Annotated in this window: 17 protein-coding genes; 8 read left to right on the top strand and 9 right to left on the bottom strand. The window is 37.8% G+C overall.

Annotated elements, in window-relative coordinates:
• Positions 1-58: 58 nt before the first annotated feature.
• Positions 59-628: an elongation factor P gene (gene efp / locus F4W09_RS01905; protein WP_016166692.1), complete on the bottom strand. Its 570-nt coding sequence runs from the start codon at positions 626-628 to the stop codon at positions 59-61.
• Positions 629-718: 90 nt separating this feature from the next.
• Here efp and epmB point away from each other — a divergent pair, with 90 nt between their 5' ends.
• Genes epmB through F4W09_RS01890 form a run of 3 tightly spaced genes read left to right on the top strand, consistent with a single transcriptional unit; the run spans position 719 to position 5,588 of the window.
• Positions 719-1,735 (top strand): EF-P beta-lysylation protein EpmB, encoded by a 1,017-nt coding sequence (gene epmB, locus F4W09_RS01900; protein ID WP_151503825.1) that lies wholly within the window; start codon positions 719-721, stop codon positions 1,733-1,735.
• Between the two features lie 14 nt (positions 1,736-1,749).
• Complete coding sequence (locus F4W09_RS01895) at positions 1,750-3,495, top strand: cyclic-di-GMP receptor FimW-related protein (protein WP_026441062.1); 1,746 nt, start codon at positions 1,750-1,752, stop codon at positions 3,493-3,495.
• Complete coding sequence (locus F4W09_RS01890) at positions 3,477-5,588, top strand: EAL domain-containing protein (RefSeq protein WP_151503824.1); 2,112 nt, start codon at positions 3,477-3,479, stop codon at positions 5,586-5,588. Before F4W09_RS01895 ends, F4W09_RS01890 begins: the two co-directional genes overlap by 19 nt.
• 83 nt (positions 5,589-5,671) lie before the next feature.
• On the opposite strand, the gene rpmE is transcribed toward F4W09_RS01890, so the two are convergent.
• From rpmE to F4W09_RS01870, 4 genes are all read right to left on the bottom strand, one after another.
• Positions 5,672-5,899, bottom strand: a complete 228-nt coding sequence (gene rpmE, locus F4W09_RS01885; RefSeq protein WP_016166696.1) for a 50S ribosomal protein L31 — start codon at positions 5,897-5,899, stop codon at positions 5,672-5,674.
• Between the two features lie 201 nt (positions 5,900-6,100).
• A complete protein-coding gene (locus F4W09_RS01880) occupies positions 6,101-7,078 on the bottom strand; it encodes a bile acid:sodium symporter family protein (protein WP_151503823.1) in 978 nt (325 codons plus the stop codon).
• A 160-nt stretch (positions 7,079-7,238) separates the two neighbouring features.
• On the bottom strand, positions 7,239-7,640 hold the full coding sequence (gene gloA, locus F4W09_RS01875; protein ID WP_016166698.1) for a lactoylglutathione lyase: 402 nt from the start codon (positions 7,638-7,640) through the stop codon (positions 7,239-7,241).
• A 1-nt stretch (position 7,641) separates the two neighbouring features.
• Positions 7,642-9,801, bottom strand: coding sequence for an AmpG family muropeptide MFS transporter (locus F4W09_RS01870; RefSeq protein WP_151503822.1), 2,160 nt, complete (start codon positions 9,799-9,801; stop codon positions 7,642-7,644).
• Between the two features lie 182 nt (positions 9,802-9,983).
• Here F4W09_RS01870 and F4W09_RS01865 point away from each other — a divergent pair, with 182 nt between their 5' ends.
• The 3 genes from F4W09_RS01865 to F4W09_RS01855 all read left to right on the top strand — a co-directional run bounded on the left by F4W09_RS01865 (position 9,984) and on the right by F4W09_RS01855 (position 14,695).
• Positions 9,984-12,626 (top strand): Lon protease family protein, encoded by a 2,643-nt coding sequence (locus F4W09_RS01865; RefSeq protein ID WP_151503821.1) that lies wholly within the window; start codon positions 9,984-9,986, stop codon positions 12,624-12,626.
• A gap of 238 nt (positions 12,627-12,864) precedes the next feature.
• Positions 12,865-13,824 carry a hypothetical protein gene (locus F4W09_RS01860; RefSeq protein ID WP_104441771.1) on the top strand — a complete coding sequence of 320 codons (960 nt, stop codon included), beginning with the start codon at positions 12,865-12,867 and terminating at the stop codon, positions 13,822-13,824.
• A 4-nt stretch (positions 13,825-13,828) separates the two neighbouring features.
• Entirely contained in the window at positions 13,829-14,695 is an 867-nt protein-coding gene (locus F4W09_RS01855) for an arginase family protein (RefSeq protein WP_151503820.1), read from the top strand.
• Between the two features lie 59 nt (positions 14,696-14,754).
• On the opposite strand, the gene F4W09_RS01850 is transcribed toward F4W09_RS01855, so the two are convergent.
• From F4W09_RS01850 to F4W09_RS01840, 3 genes are all read right to left on the bottom strand, one after another.
• Positions 14,755-15,111 carry a hypothetical protein gene (locus F4W09_RS01850; protein ID WP_016166703.1) on the bottom strand — a complete coding sequence of 119 codons (357 nt, stop codon included), beginning with the start codon at positions 15,109-15,111 and terminating at the stop codon, positions 14,755-14,757.
• 60 nt (positions 15,112-15,171) lie between these two features.
• Positions 15,172-16,155, bottom strand: coding sequence for a hypothetical protein (locus tag F4W09_RS01845; RefSeq protein ID WP_151503819.1), 984 nt, complete (start codon positions 16,153-16,155; stop codon positions 15,172-15,174).
• A 433-nt stretch (positions 16,156-16,588) separates the two neighbouring features.
• Positions 16,589-17,131, bottom strand: a complete 543-nt coding sequence (locus tag F4W09_RS01840) for a GTP-binding protein (protein ID WP_044740290.1) — start codon at positions 17,129-17,131, stop codon at positions 16,589-16,591.
• A gap of 545 nt (positions 17,132-17,676) precedes the next feature.
• Between F4W09_RS01840 and F4W09_RS01835 the strand changes: the two genes are divergently transcribed.
• Together F4W09_RS01835 and F4W09_RS01830 are read left to right on the top strand one after the other, a co-directional pair.
• A complete protein-coding gene (locus F4W09_RS01835; RefSeq protein ID WP_044740289.1) occupies positions 17,677-18,021 on the top strand; it encodes a hypothetical protein in 345 nt (114 codons plus the stop codon).
• 203 nt (positions 18,022-18,224) lie between these two features.
• Positions 18,225-19,271: an NAD(P)H-dependent flavin oxidoreductase gene (locus F4W09_RS01830; RefSeq protein WP_151503818.1), complete on the top strand. Its 1,047-nt coding sequence runs from the start codon at positions 18,225-18,227 to the stop codon at positions 19,269-19,271.
• Between the two features lie 41 nt (positions 19,272-19,312).
• On the opposite strand, the gene dusB is transcribed toward F4W09_RS01830, so the two are convergent.
• On the bottom strand, positions 19,313-20,329 hold the full coding sequence (gene dusB / locus F4W09_RS01825; RefSeq protein ID WP_272482699.1) for a tRNA dihydrouridine synthase DusB: 1,017 nt from the start codon (positions 20,327-20,329) through the stop codon (positions 19,313-19,315).

Genomic DNA, 20,329 nt, shown 5'->3' with positions numbered 1-20,329 from the left:
GCATAAAAAAAGGGATGATTTTTCATCATCCCTTCGATAATAGTCTATTTTTAAACCATTATGCACGCTCTAAATAATCACCCGTACGAGTATCTACACGAACGCTTTCTTCTTGCTGTACGAATAATGGAACACGCACTACAGCACCTGTTTCCAATTTCGCTGGTTTACCACCACCGCCAGAAGTATCACCACGAACACCTGGATCAGTTTCAACGATTTTTAACACTACGAAATTCGGTGCACTTACATTTAATGGCACGCCATTGAATAACATAATCGTGCAAAGTTCATTTGAATCGTCTTTTAACCATTTTGCAGCGTCGCCCATTGCTGTTTTATCAGCCGCGATTTGCTCAAAAGTTACAGGATCCATAAAGTTCCAAAGTTCACCATCGTTGTACAAGTAGTTCATTTCTACTTCTACAATGTCTGCACCTTCAAGAGAGTCACCAGACTTAAATGTTTTTTCTAAAACTTTACCTGTTTTAAGGTTACGTAATTTAACACGGTTAAACGCTTGACCCTTACCAGGTTTTACGTATTCGTTTTCCATGATTGAACATGGGTTACCATCAAGCATCACCTTAAGGCCTTGCTTGAAATCATTTGTAGAATAATTGGCCATGACTGGCACACTCCAAACTTGCTAACTTAAAATCTGTTAATGCTAGAATAGTCTATTAATGCTAGACTAGCACTATTTTTAACACGTGGCATGATAAACTATTTGTATCAAGAGCAAAACTGGCAAACTCAACTGAGTAACTTAATTACAGACCCTTTAGAGTTGCTTGAGACGCTCCAGTTATCACCAGACCAATTATTATCAGGGGCAATCTTGGCTTCTGAACAGTTCAAATTGCGTGTTCCACGTGCGTTCGTCGGAAAAATGAACATCGGTGATGCCTTAGACCCACTTTTATTGCAAGTCCTTCCTCACCATTTAGAATTAAATGAGCATCCTGAATTTGTGACTGATCCTTTAGGTGAGGAACAAGCCAATCAGCAACCTGGCGTATTACATAAATATAAATCGCGTTTTTTGCTCACTTTAACAGGCGCATGTGCAGTACATTGCCGTTATTGTTTTCGCCGACATTTTCCTTATCAGGAAAACTTGCCTAAAAATGATGATTGGATCAATATTCGTGCTTATATCGAAAGTCAGCCTGATGTAAACGAAGTAATTTTAAGTGGTGGTGACCCGCTTACTCTCTCGAATCGTAAATTAAAATTATGGCTGGAACGTCTAGAATCTGTCCCACAAATTAAATTTTTGAGAATTCATTCACGAGTTCCTATTGTAATCCCCAACCGTGTCGATGAAGAGCTCGTTTCTTTATTAAAAAACAGTAGGCTACGCATAATTCTGGTGGTACACTCAAACCATGCAGCAGAATTAGATGATTTTACCTGTGCCAAACTTGAGACATTGGTTCAGAATCAAATCACCGTTTTAAATCAGTCAGTGTTATTAAATGGGGTTAATAATTCTGCACAAGTTTTAGTCGATCTAAGTTATCGACTATTTGAAGCTGGCGTGATGCCTTACTATCTGCATGTTCTTGACAAAGTCAAAGGTGCGCAGCATTTTGATTTGGCTTCAAATGAAATCGATGAAATTTATAAAGAGGTTTTAGCAAGCTTACCAGGTTATTTGGTACCTAAACTTGTCAGGGAAATTGCGGGCGAAAAAAACAAAACACCGCTTTTTGGAGTTTCAACTTTCTGAGTTAAATAACAATTATGAATATGAGCACCGCAGAAATGTTTCAAACGCCAACTGAATTAAAGTTGGATAAATTGAGTTTTTGCCAAAGCACGGTGACGGACATTCAGGATTGGGTGTCCAATTTATCTATTTTACAATTAGGTGACTCTTCTCGTGCACTATTTAATGCCCTACTTGAAATTTCTGAACTTCAATGTAGTGAAACTCTGCGTTTTGATTTAATTCATGCTATTCATCCGACCATTGAAAATGTATTAACCAGCTTAGAAAAACATTTTTTTAATCAAGGTCTAATTACAACGGATCGAAATGACCATATTATTGAATTGGCCATGTTATTACGCAGTTGTTTTGCAAAAACATATATTGATATTGCGAAACGCTGTGACCAACAACTGAATCAGCAAAAATTCTCCCTTTTTGCTTTTAGTCAAAAGAAAAACTTGCAAACTGCACGTATTCTCGCAAGTTATTATGGCTTACAACAGCTTGCTCAACTCTTGTATCAACAACAAATTCTGTATACCAATCCACTGTCTGGTCAATGGTTAGTAACTCATCAGTTAATGGAAAGTGCGATTCAACATAATTTTAATCAAACCAACATTAACCAATTGCAAGGTACGCAACACCAACTACAAACGATTGGTCAAATCTATGCGCAAATTATTCTTTTAGACATCCTAAATCCGCATCAGATTCGACCATCCGAAATTCAAGGGCTGTTCTTATGTAGTTATGATTGGGCAAAGTTAATTCAGGTTTTACCTAAAGAAACGACTTTATCACGCTATATTGTAGATACTTCTTTAGACCATCCACCTGTATTTAACGCGCATCAAAATAGTAGTTTTAATCCATCAATTTATATTTCTACTCAGAATCTATTAGATCACCTTACTGAAGCTCAAGGGAAGCATGGTGAATATCTATCTCGAAATGAGAAAATTTTCCTCACCCCTGCTTTACACTTCCATATTCATAGTTTACTCACAAGTAATGCTGAACGCCGCCATGAGCGTTATGAATATTCTGCTCAATTGCATATCTGCTTCGGCTTAAATGTTGCCCATTTCTATTTATCGAAGGGCAAAAACTTTAATGAAACACTAAATTTAGATGCACATTACGGTCTGCAATCTGAAAGTAATATTTTTAGCTCTATGAATGATCATAATCTATTAAGTACGAGCAATATTAAAACTTTAGATCGTGAAGCAAAACAAATTTATCCAGCTGAAGTTCTTGATATTAGTGTCAATGGTTACCGCATTAAGTGGTCTGGGAATACCCCAAAAAACTTAAAAACAGGTGAATTTATTCTGGTACAAGAAAATGCTCAAAGTGAATGGCGTGGTGGCGTTGTCCGTTGGATTAAACAATCGACTGAGAAAAGTCTTGAACTGGGACTTGAAATGCTTGCACAAGATATTTTCCCATGTGCAGTTTACGTAAAGACTGATCGTAATACAGGCAACTACTATCCAGCCTTATTAGTTCAAACTGCCGAGTTGAATGAAGTGTCAACCACCCTCATTTTACCCGGTTCACACTTATTCAGAGAAAAACAAACAATTCATTTACGCCTAGAACAAGATGAACTGAAAGTTTATTTACTAAAAGCACATTTAATTACACAAAGCTTTATGCGGTTCGATTTTGAATTACTAAATGATCAACAAGAACATTTGGTTGAAAATTTTATTCGGAAACAAACCAACGAAATTAAGAATCATGATTTATGGGAAGCATTGAAGTGAGAAATCCACTATTGTCCAAAAAGTTAAAACGTACGGAAACTCGTTTACTCATAATCGATGACAACCAAATTCGTTTTAACAAAATCTGTGATTTATTAACGACAAGTGAACATCAAGTACACGCTTTTTTATTAGATGACTTACAAACTTTCGAAAAGCAACTCCATTTAAATTGGGATATTGTTATTTTCGGTCGTGCCTACGATTTAAAATATGAACAGGCCTTAAGTCTTATTCGTCTGTCTAAGCAACCTGAATTACCGCTTATTTTACTCAAACCTGATGATTATGAGCCGAACCAATACGTAACCTATATTCGAAAAGGCGTCTATGATGTCGCCAATTTAGATTTTCCAGATCGATTTTACTTGTCTTTATTACGTGCGCTCTCTTTTAGTCGCCTGAATCAAGGCCAACAACATCTCATGCAAGAGCTTGAAAATGTACAGACACAAGCACAGGCATGGGTAAGCGAAAGTAATAAAGCTGTTGCGATTATTCAAGAAGGAATTCATATCGGAGCCAATGAGGAATATATTCATCTCTTTGGTTTAAAAAGTGAAGATGAAATTATTGGTCTGCCTTTACTGGATGTATTACAACCGCAAGATCTGAATGATTTTAAACTACGCTTTAAAAAAATATCGCAAGGGCAATTAGACCAAGGTCGTTTTGAGCTGACGACACTCAATAGTCATGTCCAAACAAATCCTTTAAAAATTGAGTTTTTAGCAGCCGTTGAAGATGATGCCCTACAAATCACGATTGAGTTAAATCAAACTGAACACACTACATCGGCTCAGCCTACGGTTGCCCAAGTTGAAGCCCCTGCCGCACAACCCAATACCTATCAACTGATTAACAGAACCATTGCCAAGCAACCTGCTGATTTCAATGCGCTTGTACTTTTTTCACTTGCATCTTGTCCCGAATCTATATTCCAACAAGATTGGGCAACCTCAAATGCCTATTTTTCGAATATTCATAGCTTCTTAAAAGAACAAACCAATGTTCCATTGTTTAAGGTCAACCATGCGTTATATGCAGGTCTATTCCAAGGTTCTAGTGAAAGTGTGTTGGAGTCCAAACTAATTGGATTAAGTGCTTTATCTAAACCACAATTATTAGGTGTAAATCAACAAACCTTCCCATTAAATTTAAGAATGGGTTATACGTTAATTCAACACAATATAAAGGATGAGCAACAGTTCCAACAGCTAATAGAACGAGCGTACAACACAGCTCTACCATCTGGGCAAGAACAAAATAATATTGAACTTAACCCAATAGCCCATCCTCATATTGAATTAATTGATTCTCATCTGAATTTGCAAGAACACTCTAGCTTATTAAAAGCACTGCAAAAGAGTTTAGAGCGGGGTGAAATTCATCTTAAATATCAACAACTGTATGATAAACAAGATAGTAACCTATACACCTACGAAGTTACCAGCGGCTTCATTTACAATAATGCTTGGCAAGATATTACATCAATTCGTGAACTTGCAGATGACCCAGAATTCTCGATCAAACTGGATCGTTGGATTTTAGTTGAGGCATGTAAACAGTTACATAACTTTATTACCCAATATCCTGATGCTAAAATTATTGTCAATTTAAACAAAGAAGTTCTCTTCTCTGACCGTACATTCCCTGCATTTATTGCTAAATTAATTACGATTGTGGGTAGCAAACAAAGCCACCCGCTCATTTTACAATTCTCTGAAGAAGATATTGCCAAGAATCTAAATGATGCACAAAAATATACAGCTCAATTAATTCAGAGCGGTGCAGAAATATCATTACGTGAATTTGGTAACTCGATTTATAGCGAATCTATTTTGAATCAGATGAGTATTAATCATGTGACGTTGCATCATCAGTTAGCACAGATGCTTGACTCAGACAAATCTACTGAAGAATTACAAGAGCGTATTAATCATTTCCATGAAATTAAAGCAACACAAATGTTATTACGTGAACTGAATAATATGACGATGTTCGCCAATGCATGGAATGTGGAAGCACGCTATCTGCAAGGTGACTATTTCCAGAAAAAACTGGATCATTTAATTGATGTACAAGACCAGTAGGTCTTGTACTTTTATCTTATTTTTTAATATTTCTATAGACATAAAAAAACGAGCCAATGGCTCGTTTTTTTTCAACTGGGGTATTAGTCGCGTTTGATAGAACGAGACATACCAGCAAAACGTTGCTTGAATTTGTCGATACGACCACCAGTGTCAACGTTCTTTTGCTTACCAGTGTAGAATGGGTGGCATGCAGAACATACGTCTAAGTAAAGAGCTTCTTTACCAACAGCTGAACGAGTTTCAATTACGTTACCGCAAGAACAAGTAGCTACTAATTTTTCATATTTTGGGTGAATATCGGCGCGCATGGTCGATTACTCCTAAGTGTAAGAAAGGCTTATGCTGTCATCGCAATTGACCACTCTTGCATATTGCAAGGAAAGCTTTAAAGCAGGTCAACACCACAACAGACCATTCTCTTGGCCCACCGAGACGGATACCGTCAGAGCTAAGCACAACAAGTGGACATTATTATACGCCAAATAAATCCAGATAGCGAACTATTCTCTTCATTCGTCTGGATTTTGTTTCGACCAACGATTGGCAATGATGCCACACACCATCAACTGGATTTGGTGAAAAATCATAATTGGTAAAACAATCATCCCTAAAGGCTGACCAATAAATAAAATTTGCGCCATTGGAACACCACTAGCGAGCGTCTTTTTGGAACTACAGAAAAAAATTGCAATTTGGTCTTTACGGTTAAAACCGAATACCTTTGGAAGATAATAGGCCAACAACATGATTACGGTTAAAAAGACCGAACATGCCAACACCAAAAGCAACAAGGTTTGCCAACTCACTTCATTCCATAATCCCGCAACGACTGCACTACTAAAGGCGCCATAAACCACCATCAAGATCGAACCTTGGTCAAAGCTTTTAACCAAGCGCGGTACTTTTATCATATGTGGGTAAACGAGTGGGCGAAACAATTGTCCCAAAACAAAAGGCAGTAACAGCAATAAGGTAATTTGAATGATGGAGGATGTTGGATCAAATTCATGTTCCGATTTGCCCAGAATAAACACACTCACCAATATGGGGGTAATAAACATTCCAATGATATTAGAAAATGAAGCACTACATACCGCGCTGGCGACATTGCCTTTGGCAACTGAAGTGAATGCAATTGATGATTGTACGGTAGATGGTAGGAAACACATGAACAAGAAACCCCAATAAAGCTCTTGCCCTAACATTGGTAACAGGACAGGTTTTGCAAGTAAGCCTAAAATTGGAAATACTGCAAAAGTGAAAGCAAATACCAATACATGAAACTTCCAGTGCATAATCCCTTGAACGATTGCTTCACGGGAAAGTTTCGCACCATGTAAGAAGAATAATATTGCAATTGCAATCGTAGTAATGACATTAAAGAAATGGGCAGCCGAACCAGAGACAGGAAGAAAAGATGCCAGTACAACCATGGCAACTAAGAGTAAAGTGAATCGATCCAAGGCAAGAAGCTTGAGCATGTTCATTGCTTAACGTCCTGTTATATATATTTTAAAAAAGTAAAGATGAAATAAAACCCAGTAGACAAATTTTACCCGTAGGTCAACTTCATCTTACTGGGCTATTTAAATATTGCTAGCTTTTCAACTGCTATATTCGATATTTAGTTAATCAATAACACGATACTTAGTTATTACGTGCATTTGAATCTTGCTGAATCAACTCAATTTTATAACCATCTGGATCTTCAACAAAAGCGATCACGGTTACACCGCCTTTCATTGGTCCTGCTTCACGTACAACTTTACCGCCACGTGCTTTAATCTCTTCACATGCTTTATAGGCATCATCAACCCCAATTGCAATGTGACCATAAGCATTACCTAAATCGTAGTGATCAGTATCCCAATTATGTGTCAATTCAAGCACTGTGTTATTGGCTTCATCGCCATAACCGACAAATGCCAGTGTGAAACGACCTTCTTCATAATCACGTTTACGGAGCAAAGTCATACCCAGCACTTCGGTATAGAACTTTAATGACTGTTCTAAATTGCCTACACGTAGCATCGTATGGAGCATTCGCATATTATTCATCCTTCAGTTGAAGTTGTTTGTTTTGATGATCACGGAGTAACTTCGCGACCCAAACCACCAGAATTAAAATTGGAATTCCAATTAAAGTGGTCATCAAGAAAAATTTCGGATATCCAATATTAGTCACTATAGTACCCGAATACCCTCCTAAAATTTTAGGTGTAAGGGTCATCAGTGAACTAAAAATAGCGTATTGAACGGCGGTAAAAGAAACACTCGTCAGACTAGAAAGAAAAGCGATAAATGCAGCCCCCGCCAATCCAGAAGCCAAATTATCGACAATAATCGCAAAATAAAGCCATAACGTACTATACGATTTAATCACCTTACCTGTAATTTGCACATTTTGCTTCGCATCTACTGAAGTGAGTATCGGGTCTATCGTCAACTCTAAAGCAGATTGTTGCTTAGACAGTTGATAAGTATGGTTAATCTTGACGACTTCAGACGCATTTAGCGTATTTAATTGAGCTATCACCTGCTTATTTTTGGCATTTTCTAATAACTTGCCATCAATCGCACCACTAAAAATGCCTTGTGCATCTAGTTTTGCAGGATATTCTTGACCATCTAACCATAAGCTGATGGGTTGCTCTGGTTTTAGTTGTGCAACATCAACACCTTGAATCTGGCCTTTCACCACAACAGATTGCTGAACCTCTTTCGGGCTTAAAGCATTATCCGCAGTTAACGGAAATAAGATAATGGCTTTAGTCGCTGAACCCATTAAATAAGGCATCTCTACAGATGATTTTTCATCAGACTTATCAGCAAATGCAACTGAAGCATGAATTTGATTGGACTGACTCAGTACTTGAGCTGGAACATTCAGCTTCCAATAACCCACTTCATCTGCCTGAACTTGATAATGCTGTGCACCAATCGAAACGTCGACTTGCTGCAAAGGTTGACCTGATTTTACCAAGCCAATAAAAATAAGATTGGTTGAACTTGCAAGAATGGCACCAACAAACATCAGTTTCATAATGTTCATCCGCTGCGCCAATAAACCACCTAAGAAACCGCCTAAAAGGCTAAAAATGACACCGTAAATTTTCACGGCTTCAGCAATTTGCTCTTTGGTGAAATTTAGATCTTGATAAAAGACATTGGAAATCACACCAGCAATAATATCGGAAATACGATAAAAACCAATCAATAACAAAAGAACTAGAGCGAGCTTTACCCCATAACGTCTAAAGAAATCTGCAATCGGATTGACCCACGTTTCAAATGCCATTTGCTTATTCACTGCACCCATTTTGACTAACACTGCACCGACAATCAGTGCTATAGCCCCTGAAGCCAGAAAACGTAATGCCTCAAAACAAAACAATAGAAATGAATCTTTGATCGCCAAAGATGCAACCAAAGCTTCGATTAAAGTGCCAGAATAAATATAGGACAAGACAAAACTAATAACAGCAACAAAGAACACCATGACCAAACGATAATAATCTGAACGTTGATATTCTTTATAAACACGATTGACTAGGGGTTCTCGAATAATCAAGGTCGTTAGAATACCCACCAACATCACGGCTGCCATGGCAAGATAAGTTGTTTTCCACGCAGTATAAATATAATTGCCTTTCGCAGTACCTAATGACGCCGCCAGAAACAACGCTCCTGCACCCGCCACAATCATCCCGATGCGATAACCCGCATTATATGTCGATGCCAAAACCGTCTGCATTTCGGTTTCTGCCAGTTCAATACGGTAGGCATCAATGACAATATCTTGCGTTGCCGCAGAGAAACCTAACAAAACTGCGCCAACTGCCATTTGGTACAAATAGCTTTGTCCTAAAGCAGGATCTGAAAATGCCATAATACAAATGGCACAAATAATGAGGCATTGCGCAATCAGCAACCATGCACGGCGACGCCCCAGCCGTTTGGTTAAAAATGGAACGGGGAGTTCATCAATCAAGGGAGCCCAAACAAACTTAAAGGAATAACCCAAAGCTGCCCAACTAAAAAAAGTCACAGCACTTTTTTCAATACCTGCTTCACCAAGCCATAGAGATAAACTAGAGAAGATTAGTAAGATCGGAATACCGGCTGAAAAACCAAGGAACAACATAATTGCTGCTCGCCGATCGAGAAATGCCTGAAATGCCGCTTTCCATCCATTTGCTTGAGTTGTCATTCGGTTATTATTTTCTACAAAAAATCATGTGTGCTATTCAACCGTTTAAGTGCTCTGGTTTCAACAGTATTTATGAAATGATTACGGTATTTTGACGAGAAAAACAGCGGCATTGCTTGAATTTTTCCACTAAACCTGTATACCTTAAACCTCTACCGCAATATTTTGTTTTGGATTTCACAGTGACCCAAAAACTTGAACAGATGAATTCTTCTTTATCCTCCAACCCTTCAAATAATAAAGCACGAGATCCGCAAAACCACTTGATTACTGCATTCGAGCAAACCGAAATTCAAAACACATTCAATCAAACACGTTTAAAATCAGAACAACTCACCCATATCCCAAATTTAACCAACATTCCGACTTCAACTAAACGTATTAAACCGCTCAATAATTTTCTTGGACAAGACCGTGCACGTGCTTCTGTAGAAGCAGGCATTGCTTTACCGTATTCTGGCTATAATATTTTTGCTGTAGGTACTGCGGGCTTAGGAAAACGCACCATGGTTAAACGCCTGTTGCAACAACACGCCAAAACCATGCCCACACCAAATGACTGGGTTTATGTCAATAATTTCAAGTCATCTCGCCAACCGATTGCGCTTCAACTCCCTGCGGGACAAGCACCCAAATTTCAGGCCCTACTACACCAAACATGGCAAACCATCTTAAAGCAACTTGAACGTCGCTTTACGACTGAAACCTATCACAATCGTATTGAACTAATTCGCCAACAAACAGGTGACGAACAACAACAAGCCCTAGTTGAATTAACCAAAGAAGGCGAAGAACTCAGTTTGAAATTAGTCACGCGCCATGATGAGCACTGTTTTATTCCTGTGCAATTTAAAGACGATCAACTACAAGAGATGTCGCAAAAGGATCTGGATGCATTAAATAGCAAACAGCGCGCAGAAATTGTCTCAAACATGCGCTATATGGATAAAAAGCTTGAGCGTTTAGGTCTGCACTTAGGTGATCTGGAAGATGACGCACGTGACAAAGTTCAAGAACTGAATCGTGAAATTGCCAATCAAGTGGTCATGCCGCGTATTGATCTATTACTTAATAAGTTTTCTAAAGTTGAAGGTTTAGCCGAATACTTAAAACTTTATGCAGAAGACATTATTAACAATGTTGAGATTGTACTTGAGCAAGAAGAAGATGATTTCACACCTGGACTGTTTAGCCGAGTACCAGCACGTTACCAAGCCAATATTATTGTAACCTATAAGCCGAATAGTGGTGCGCCTGTCATTTTTGAAGACTTCCCAACCCACTACAATTTATTGGGGCATGTCGAACAACTCACACAACATGGCACAATTACCACTGATTTCACGCTGATTCGTCCAGGTTCATTGCATAAAGCCAATGGAGGTTTCCTCATGCTTGAAGCAGAACAATTACTCGAACAACCTTATGCATGGCAAGGTTTAAAGCGTGCACTCAAATCTGGAAAATTAAAGCTGTCTTCACTTGAGCACATGTTAACGCTTACGGGCAGTATTTCTATTGAACCTGAAGCAATACCGCTCAATATCAAAGTCGTATTATTGGCAGAGCCAGAAGTCTATTATGAAATTTTGGAGCTCGAACCTGAACTCGGTAGTGTATTTAAAATTCGTGCCGATTTTACCGACACACTGCAACGTAATGACGCCAATGAACAAGCTTATATGCAGTTGATTGCAGATTATGTACAAGCTGATAAATTATTACCTTTTGATCGCTCAGCCTTGGCTGCTTTGCTCACAGATTCGAGCCGCCAAGCCGAAGACCAAAGCTCCCTCTCGCTCCACGCGTTGACTTTGGGTGACCTAATTCGTGAAGCTCACCATCATGCTGTACAAGCAGGCGATAAAATTGTAGCTGACAAACATATTAATACTGCTTTACAACATCGTCAGTATCGCTTAGGCTATTTGCGTGAACTGTATTGGCAAGATCTCTCCCGTGGTACACAACTAATTGAAACACGTGGTCATCGCTTAGGACAAATCAATGCTTTATCCGTCATCCACTATGCAGATGTTGAATTCGGCTTACCTTCTCGCCTAACGGCCTCTGTTTATCAAGGTGGTGGCGATATTCTTGATATTGAACGTAGTGTTGAACTCGGTGGCTCATTACATGCCAAAGGCGTTCTTTTAATGTCGAGCTTCTTAAAAGCACATTTTGGTCGTGAGCAAATTCTGCATTTCTCTGCCGCCCTCGCCTTTGAACAAAGCTACGGTCAGGTCGATGGCGACAGTGCGACTGTTGCTGAGCTATCAGCACTCATTTCTGCAATTAGCCAATTACCTATTGATCAGTCATGGGCAATTACTGGCTCTATGAACCAATTAGGTCAAGTACAACCTATTGGTGGCGTCAATGCTAAAATTGAAGGCTTCTTCGATGCCTGTAAACTACAAGGACTTACAGGCAAACAAGGGGTTATTATTCCACGTCAAAACATGCAACATTTAATGTTACGTCTTGATGTGCGCGAAGCCGTTGAACAAGGTCAATTCCATATTCATGCCATTGAAACGATTGATCAAGCTCTTGAAATTTTAATGGCTCGACCTGTAGGCACACTCGATAAAAAAGGTCGCTATAGCAAAGGATCAATCTACGCTGCGGTCATGGAACAGCTTGAATATTGGCAGGCAATCGAAGATGGTGCAGAAATTGAAGAAGCGCCAAAGAAAAAAAAGAAAAAAGCCAAAAAAGATAAGAAAAAAGCCAAAGTCCCTGAGCAATTGACTGATGAATTACTTAAAGAAAGTAGTGAAACAGTAGAAGTGTCTGCAAGTGAGCCAAATCTTCAACACTAACTCAATCTGAACCCTAAAGAATGACCAGTCTTTCGAGGCTGGTTATTTATATTCACTTTTGAACAAAGGTATAAAAATCATCCAATATAATGAATAAAAATAGTATAAGTGATTTTATTCAAATATTTTTTTGCTATTGTATGACCTTATAAATCTCTAATAAAACTTGAGAATAAATCAGACATTTCATTTAAAAGAAATGTACTTCAAAATGTTTTTGTATAAAAATGAGGCAAGGATGAACGAAACCGATCACGAAATTATTCAATTGTTCAAACAACATATTCATCCGCTATCATCTAAACTTACCGAAATGCTCAATGAGCATTTTTCACATCAGACAGAACGCCGAGGCTGTGGCTACACACAGGCCACTCGAGTATTGGCTGAATACATCAATACCACTCGATTGCCACAAGATTTTTCTGATTTAAAACTTTTTAATCAATTTGAAACAAAAGGATTAAAAACTTTGCTGGAGCAATCTCAGTTCGCAATTTCAGATTGGCATAATTTAGATCTAAATCATGCAGCACATACACTTCCAGACTCAACGCCTGAACAGCTTAAGTTGGAAGTACAGCAGCAAATTAAACTGCAACAAAAACTCCGTGGAATTTCTTCACAGGCAACATTAGAAGAAAGTAAACTTTTATGTAGTTTAATTGCCGATATTATTTTACCTAGAACGTCTGCACAAACAGGTCTAGTCGAATTAAAAGCTTTAGAGGAAAAGCCTAAAGTGGGTTCATGCCCAATGGCAGAAAATTTCTTCCTTAAAATTGCGCATGGTCGTATGCTTAGACAAGGTGAAATCAATATTTTTGTCGATGAACAACAACAACCGATTTTATTAGAAAAATTAAATATGGGAGATAATCACTCTTGTATTAGCTTGAAACCTGTTTTAATGAATGGCGTATGTTTACCCGCTGGATCATTATTTTCTGTGAATTATGATCGTACCCTCATTCAGGAAAAATTAGCCAATCAAAAATTTAAAGGCTACGTTATACCTTACTCAGCCATTAATGGATTTTGGTTTTTACGCCTTACAACCTTAGCTGTTTCACCAGAAAATCGTGAACGAGCTTTTACAACACATTATAAACAGCAAGTTGATAATGGCTTATTTAGTCCAGGAACGACTCAACTCCAACAATTACGTGATATTGCATTAATGCAGATTCAAGGTTAGTCCGATGCTTCAGGTTTGTTACTCTCCGCAGTACTTCGCACAAACTCATACCAATAGTATGGAGAAATTAACTGCGGTGGCTGAGGCATTAAAACCCTTAGGCATAGCAAATTTTCATGAGCCTCATCCTCTATCAATAGAGAGTTTAAAGCAATTACATGCGCCTGAATATGTCGATGCATTTCATACAGGAAGTCCTGAAAAGATGGCAACATTTCAGGGCTTTAAACCTTGGAACACGCAACTTAGAGATGCTGTTTATCAAATTAATGCAGGACAGATTCTCGCAGCTGAATTAGCATGGAAACATCAAATTTCTGCCAATATTGCTCAAGGATTTCATCACGCTATTTATGAGTTCGGTAGTTCATTTTGTACATTTAATGGTTTAGCACTCATCGCCCAAACATTTCCTAATAAACGTATTTTTGTACTCGATTGTGATCAACACGGAGGGAATGGAACAGCTGAGTTTACCAAGCGATACGAGAATCTATTTAATTATAGTATTTATGGACTTGCCTTTGGCTGCCCCACCTACGAACGTTCTGAAACCAGTCACATACATAAACATAGTGGGAATTTTAGCCAATATATCCTCGCCATTTATCAAGCCTTTAAAAGGGCAATTGAATGGAATGCCGATCTAATTGTTTATCAGGCTGGCATGGACTGTCACCAAAATGATCCTTGTGGTTCTACTTGGTTTAGCACCGAGTTAATAGAAAAACGGGATGAGATGATTTTCAGATTAGCTAAAAAACATCAGATTCCTTTGATGTTTGTCTTGGCTGGTGGCTATCAAGCCCTGCCTGAATTAGTTCAGCTCCATTTAAGCACTTTTAAAACTGCACACCAAATTTATTATTAGAATAAGAACCAAAAAATGCCAATGTGAGTTACATTGGCATTTGAATAGCTTTGATTTTATTAAGAAAAATCAAGACCTTTTTCAAAGCCTTTAAGTTCATAACGAGCCATAGCCAAGTTTGATTTAGCGCGGTCGAGTACCAAATACAAAAATAATGATTCATTGGTATCTAATGGGCGAATTAAATGGTATTGCTTACCCAAAGAAATAAGAATATCTTCAATATTATCATTGAGTTGTAATGCTTTTGCCACTTTGCGTTTAGAACGAATCACTTCAGTATTACCCGCAGCTGCAAGTTCTAAATCTACACCAGTCCCCTGTGTAGCTAAAGCAAGACCACTGTCGCTATCTACCAGTGCTGCTGCTACAAAACCATCTAAACTTGTTAGAGCATCTAGACTAACACGTGCCATTTCTTGTTTCCTCTTGGTATGGGAATTACCCCGTTAAAATTATGATTAGGCGCAGATTATTTATAAGCCAAGTTTTTTGCGTAATTTTCCAATAAAACTACGAAGTTTATGTCCCTGGCCAGATTCTACTTGTTTTGTATCTTCCTGAAACTTCACTTCATTTTGATCTACAAAACGCCCCAATTGCAGTAAAACAGCACAAGATACAAAATTCAATATCTGATCATGACTTAAATTCAAAAACTGTTTTACATCGCTTATTTTTGCGCCATGCGAGAAACATGCTGCCATTTTTAGAAACTCTTTACGCTTAAAATCACGTTCAAATTGAGGCCAAAGATCTAATTTAAAATTCTGATTTAGCTTAACCTCAGGTAGTTTCAAATCTGTTGAAGCATTCACCACTTTCCACAACCATGTGCGCAAATCATAAACTTCTTTATTTTTTGTAATGTCTTGCACAAATTGCGCTGTTGCATAAGTTTGATTCAAAGTTGAATTCAGTTGAATAGTTTTACCTGCGTCTACCCATACTCTTTCTGTACGTGTATCAATCAAAGCTAAAAAACCACTCGCATCAAATAATTGAATAAAACCATTTCTTGGAGTGAATATTTCAGCAAATACCTTCTCGATTGACATTTGTTCCTGTGGAGTAATCGTTGGCAAAATTGACGTTGCTTTATTACTTACAGGTAACGAAAAAGGCATAGCCGTGACTGGTATCAATTTTTCAGACAGCCATTCATGTAGATGCTCTAAATTTGAAAAAGGGTAAAAGAGTTGATCACCTATAATACGCCCAGCATGTTCGACCTTTTTGACTAAACGCAAATAGGTAATATGTGGATTACTCAAAACTTTCTGAATACCTGGTGCATTAAAAAACACATCATTTACAAGCAACAGATCAATTTTACTCTCTGCCAAATTTACCCATTTCACCTGTGTTGAAGATGGTAGTGCAAGTAAAACCTGCGTTTTAATATGATCTAACGTACTTAAACTTAGTCCAAATACTGCAATATTTAAAATGCTCTTCATTCAAAATTAACCATAATTTCAAGATTTAAAACACATCTTTACGTCGACAATTCCATCAATTTTTCATTTAATTTTTGAAAGTAAAAATACATTTTCATCAATTAAATTATCATTATGGACAAAATCCATTAAGACGATTGGAGCAATCAAGTGTTACCACCGATAAAAAACTTTCCCAATTTTTTCACTTAAACTTATACTCTGAAATTTATAAAGTGGGCTATTCTTAATCAATGCAAAAAATACTAACCACTGTAACTTTACTCAGATTCTCAAAAGATATTTTGAGATTCGGTAACGAGTTCAAAGCAATTAAAGCTAAAAAACAATCAACAAAAAATAGATAATATTATTATAAAACAAATAGTTGCTTATGAATAGTTTCTTAAATGGCTGTATCATTTCACATAAACTAGACATTTGAACTGCACCTTCAAATCGCTATAAGGTTTTGGCTTTCAAGCATTGCAATTAATGTCTCAATTAAAAGTAGCACATCATCTTTTTCACGCGCATCCACAGCAAATATAGGATAATTTTTTTGATGGATACGCATCCAGTCTCTATAAGTTTTTAACTTTAATTCATGTTCTACATCTATATGGGTTATACCCACCACAATATTAGAACCATAATTTTCAAATGCGTTTAAATAAAATTCTAAATCGAGCAATCTTTCTGAACTACTATGATCAATCAGCAATACTATCCCTATGGCTCCTTTACAGACAATTGACCACATAAAATCAAATCGGTCTTGCCCTGGGGTTCCATATAAGCCTATTTTTGTATCGTCATCTAATTTAATCTCACCATAATCAATTCCGACTGTGGTTAAAAGTTTAGAATGAGCTTGGGTATCGGTATTCACTGCTTCTGTGCTAATTACTGCTACATCAGAAAGTGTTTTAATCGCAGCAGACTTACCTGCCCCCATCGTCCCACCAAAAACAATTTTGTATTGTTGTAAAATCATGACTTAACCAAATAGAAAAAGTGTGACTTAATTCACATTATAAATTATTTTATTGACATAAAACATCAATTTTTTAACATTTAATCAAAAGTAAATAATAAAATCCCTTAATATTTATATGTGTTTAATCCAATTTAATGCTTAAAATCTTATTGAATAAAATTTAAGCATTTGTTTTAAATGATGATTTATGTAATTAACTTAAATATATATTCATTTAAATTCGATTGGCATTTTTGTTCAAAACAATAATTTATATTCAACCTAAAATTTTTCTAGACTTATTAGAAATAAAACAAGCCATAAAAAATCAGCTCTTCATAATCACTGTACACTATAAAGTATATCTTAACAATTTCATATTTTTATTGGTACAAAAGGCATCACTAACGATTTACAGAATAATACCTACATGTTTCACACCCACATCAGAGTATCAATAATAATTACAAATACTTAACATTTTTTGAGCATACTTTCAGCAAATTTACTTTATATTTTGTCTATCCCTTAGTCGGATAGAACAAATAAAAAGGAAACTTCTTATGAATAAATTGCTTATTGTTTTAGGTCTAGCTGCTGCTGTGACTTTAGTTGGATGTAGTAAAGAAAAAGCTCCAGAAACTGGTGCTACGACAGGCGAGCATTTGGAAAATGCTGCTCAACAAGCAAGCCATGATATGGAAAATGCTGCTAGTGAGGCTGCTGCCAAAACTCAAGCTGCAACCAATGAAGCCGTAAATAAAATTGACAATGCAACGGATGAGGCTGCTGCTAAAACCGAAGCTGCTGCTAAAGACGTGAAAGATGCCGCAAAAGATGCAACAGCACATGTTGCGGGTGCTGTTGAGCAAGGTGCTGCTGATGTAAAAGAAAAAGCACAACAGTAATATTTAGTAAAAAACACCCTACTACAGGGTGTTTTTTATTGCTTAAATTTTTTTATTTAAAGCTCTATAACACAGCCACATAAATTATAAAATTACATACAAAGTCAGTATTTTCTAACCCATATTTTTAGATTAAATAGTGAATATTATTTGCTTAATTTATTCAGCTTGGGCACAGTTAAGTAAATACATGGAGCCTGATTATGTCTTTACTAGAACAACTAGAAATTAAACATCCTATTTTTCTAGCCCCAATGGCAGGTGTTTCCACACCGACATTGGCAGCCGAGGTTTCTAATCAAGGTGGATTAGGTTCATTGGGCTTAGGAGCAAGCTCTGTAAATTCTGCACGCGAACAAATTCTTGCAACTCAAGCCTTAACTGATCATCCATTTCAAGTAAATTTTTTCTGCCACCAAAGCCAAGTCTTAGACCAAGCGATTGCAGCGAAATGGATCGAATATTTAAGCCCACAATTCTCGCGCTTGAATGTCGTTGCTCCTCAGCAGCTAGAATGTATTTATCCAAGTTTTTTAGACAATGATGATTTTTTAAATCTTGTGCTTGAAACCAGACCTAAAGCCGTAAGCTTTCACTTTGGTATTCCACACCCACATCAAATAACAGCATTAAAAGCTGCTGGCATTCTCACGATGGTCTCTGCGACAAACTTGCCAGAAGCACTAGCAATTGAAGCAGCAGGTATTGATATGGTAATTGCTCAAGGAATTGAAGCGGGTGGTCATCGTGGTATTTTTAATCAAAGTATTGATGGTGCAATCAAAACCTCTGATTTAGTACAACTATTAAGCCAACATTGCCATATTCCAGTAATCGCGGCAGGTGGAGTCATGACTGGACAGCAAGCACATTCATTACTACAGCTTGGTGCTCAAGCGGTACAACTCGGCACTGCATTTGTTCAATGTAAAAGTTCAAATGCCAACACTGCTTATCGTAAAGCATTATTAAATGCACCAGTTACACAAATTACGGACAGTATTTCTGGTCGCCCTGCCCGTGGATTAGTAAACACTTGGCACATGACAGTGGATCAACCAGACCGTCCTGCTGTACCCGCTTACCCATATGCTTATGACTTGGCCAAACAGTTACATGCAGCAGCAAGTCAACAAGGTGACCATAGCTATGGAGCATTCTGGGCAGGCTCGAATGTGGCTCAAATTCGGGAATTGGAAGCTGCTGATTTGATCAATCAATTGGTGCTGGAATTAAGTCAGGCACAATAAATAAAAAGCCCAGCAATAGCTGGGCTTTTAACATCCGACTTTTAAATATCAAGTAAATTAACCTGTTCAACTTGAACATCGTGCATGGTTTGACCTTCGCTCAACAATAAGTTGAAATAAGTTTCAACAACTTGAGCCTGCTCTGCTGTGGTTTCAACCTTATACATGTTCTGGCGAAATTCATTGCTTGCTCGTAATCCTTTGGTATACCAAGCAATATGCTTACGTGCAATTCGGCAGCCTGAGTATTCACCATAAAATTGATAGAGTTCGGCTAAATGTCCGAGTAAAACCTCTTTGACTTCTGCAATCTGTGGTGCAGCTAAATGCTGTCCTGTCGTTAAATAATGTGCGATTTCTCTAAAAATCCAAGGTCGGCCCTGTGCTGCTCGCCCAATCATAATTGCATCTGCACCCGTATAGTCCAATACATGTTTGGCTTTTTCAGGACTATCAATGTCACCGTTGGCAATTACGGGAATATTCAGTGATTGTTTAACTTCTTTGATTAGGTCATAACGTGCAGTATTTAAATACATATCTTCACGAGTACGCCCATGTAATGCCAAAGCAGCAATACCTGCTTGCTCGGCTCTTTGCGCTACACGCAAAATATTTTCATGGCCATTTAAAAAGCCCAAACGCGTTTTTAAGGTAACTGGTACATCTACCGCAGCAACAACTTCATCTAAAATCCGCGCAACCAAATCTTCATCTTGTAATAAAGCAGAACCAGCCAACTTATTACACACTTTCTTGGCAGGACAACCCATATTAATGTCGACAATTTGCGCTCCATTTGCGACTTGGTAACGAGCTGCCTCTGCCAAATCTTTCGGATCGGAACCTGCAATTTGTGCTGAAATTGGGGCTAACTCTCCATCAAAGTTAGCTCGATACAAACTTTTTTTGCTCATACGCAGGGTTTTATCGGCTGTCATCATCTCACTGACCGCGTGTCCAGCACCAAAGTATTTACAAAGTGTCCGAAATGGGCGATCTGTCACACCCGCCATCGGAGCAACCCAAAGTTTCTTGTCTATTGATTTATCAAACAA

Origin of the sequence: Acinetobacter tandoii, assembly GCF_008867985.1 — a bacterium.
Taxonomy (GTDB): Bacteria; Pseudomonadota; Gammaproteobacteria; order Pseudomonadales; family Moraxellaceae; genus Acinetobacter; species Acinetobacter tandoii.
This window is presented reverse-complemented; position numbering and strand designations above follow the sequence as displayed.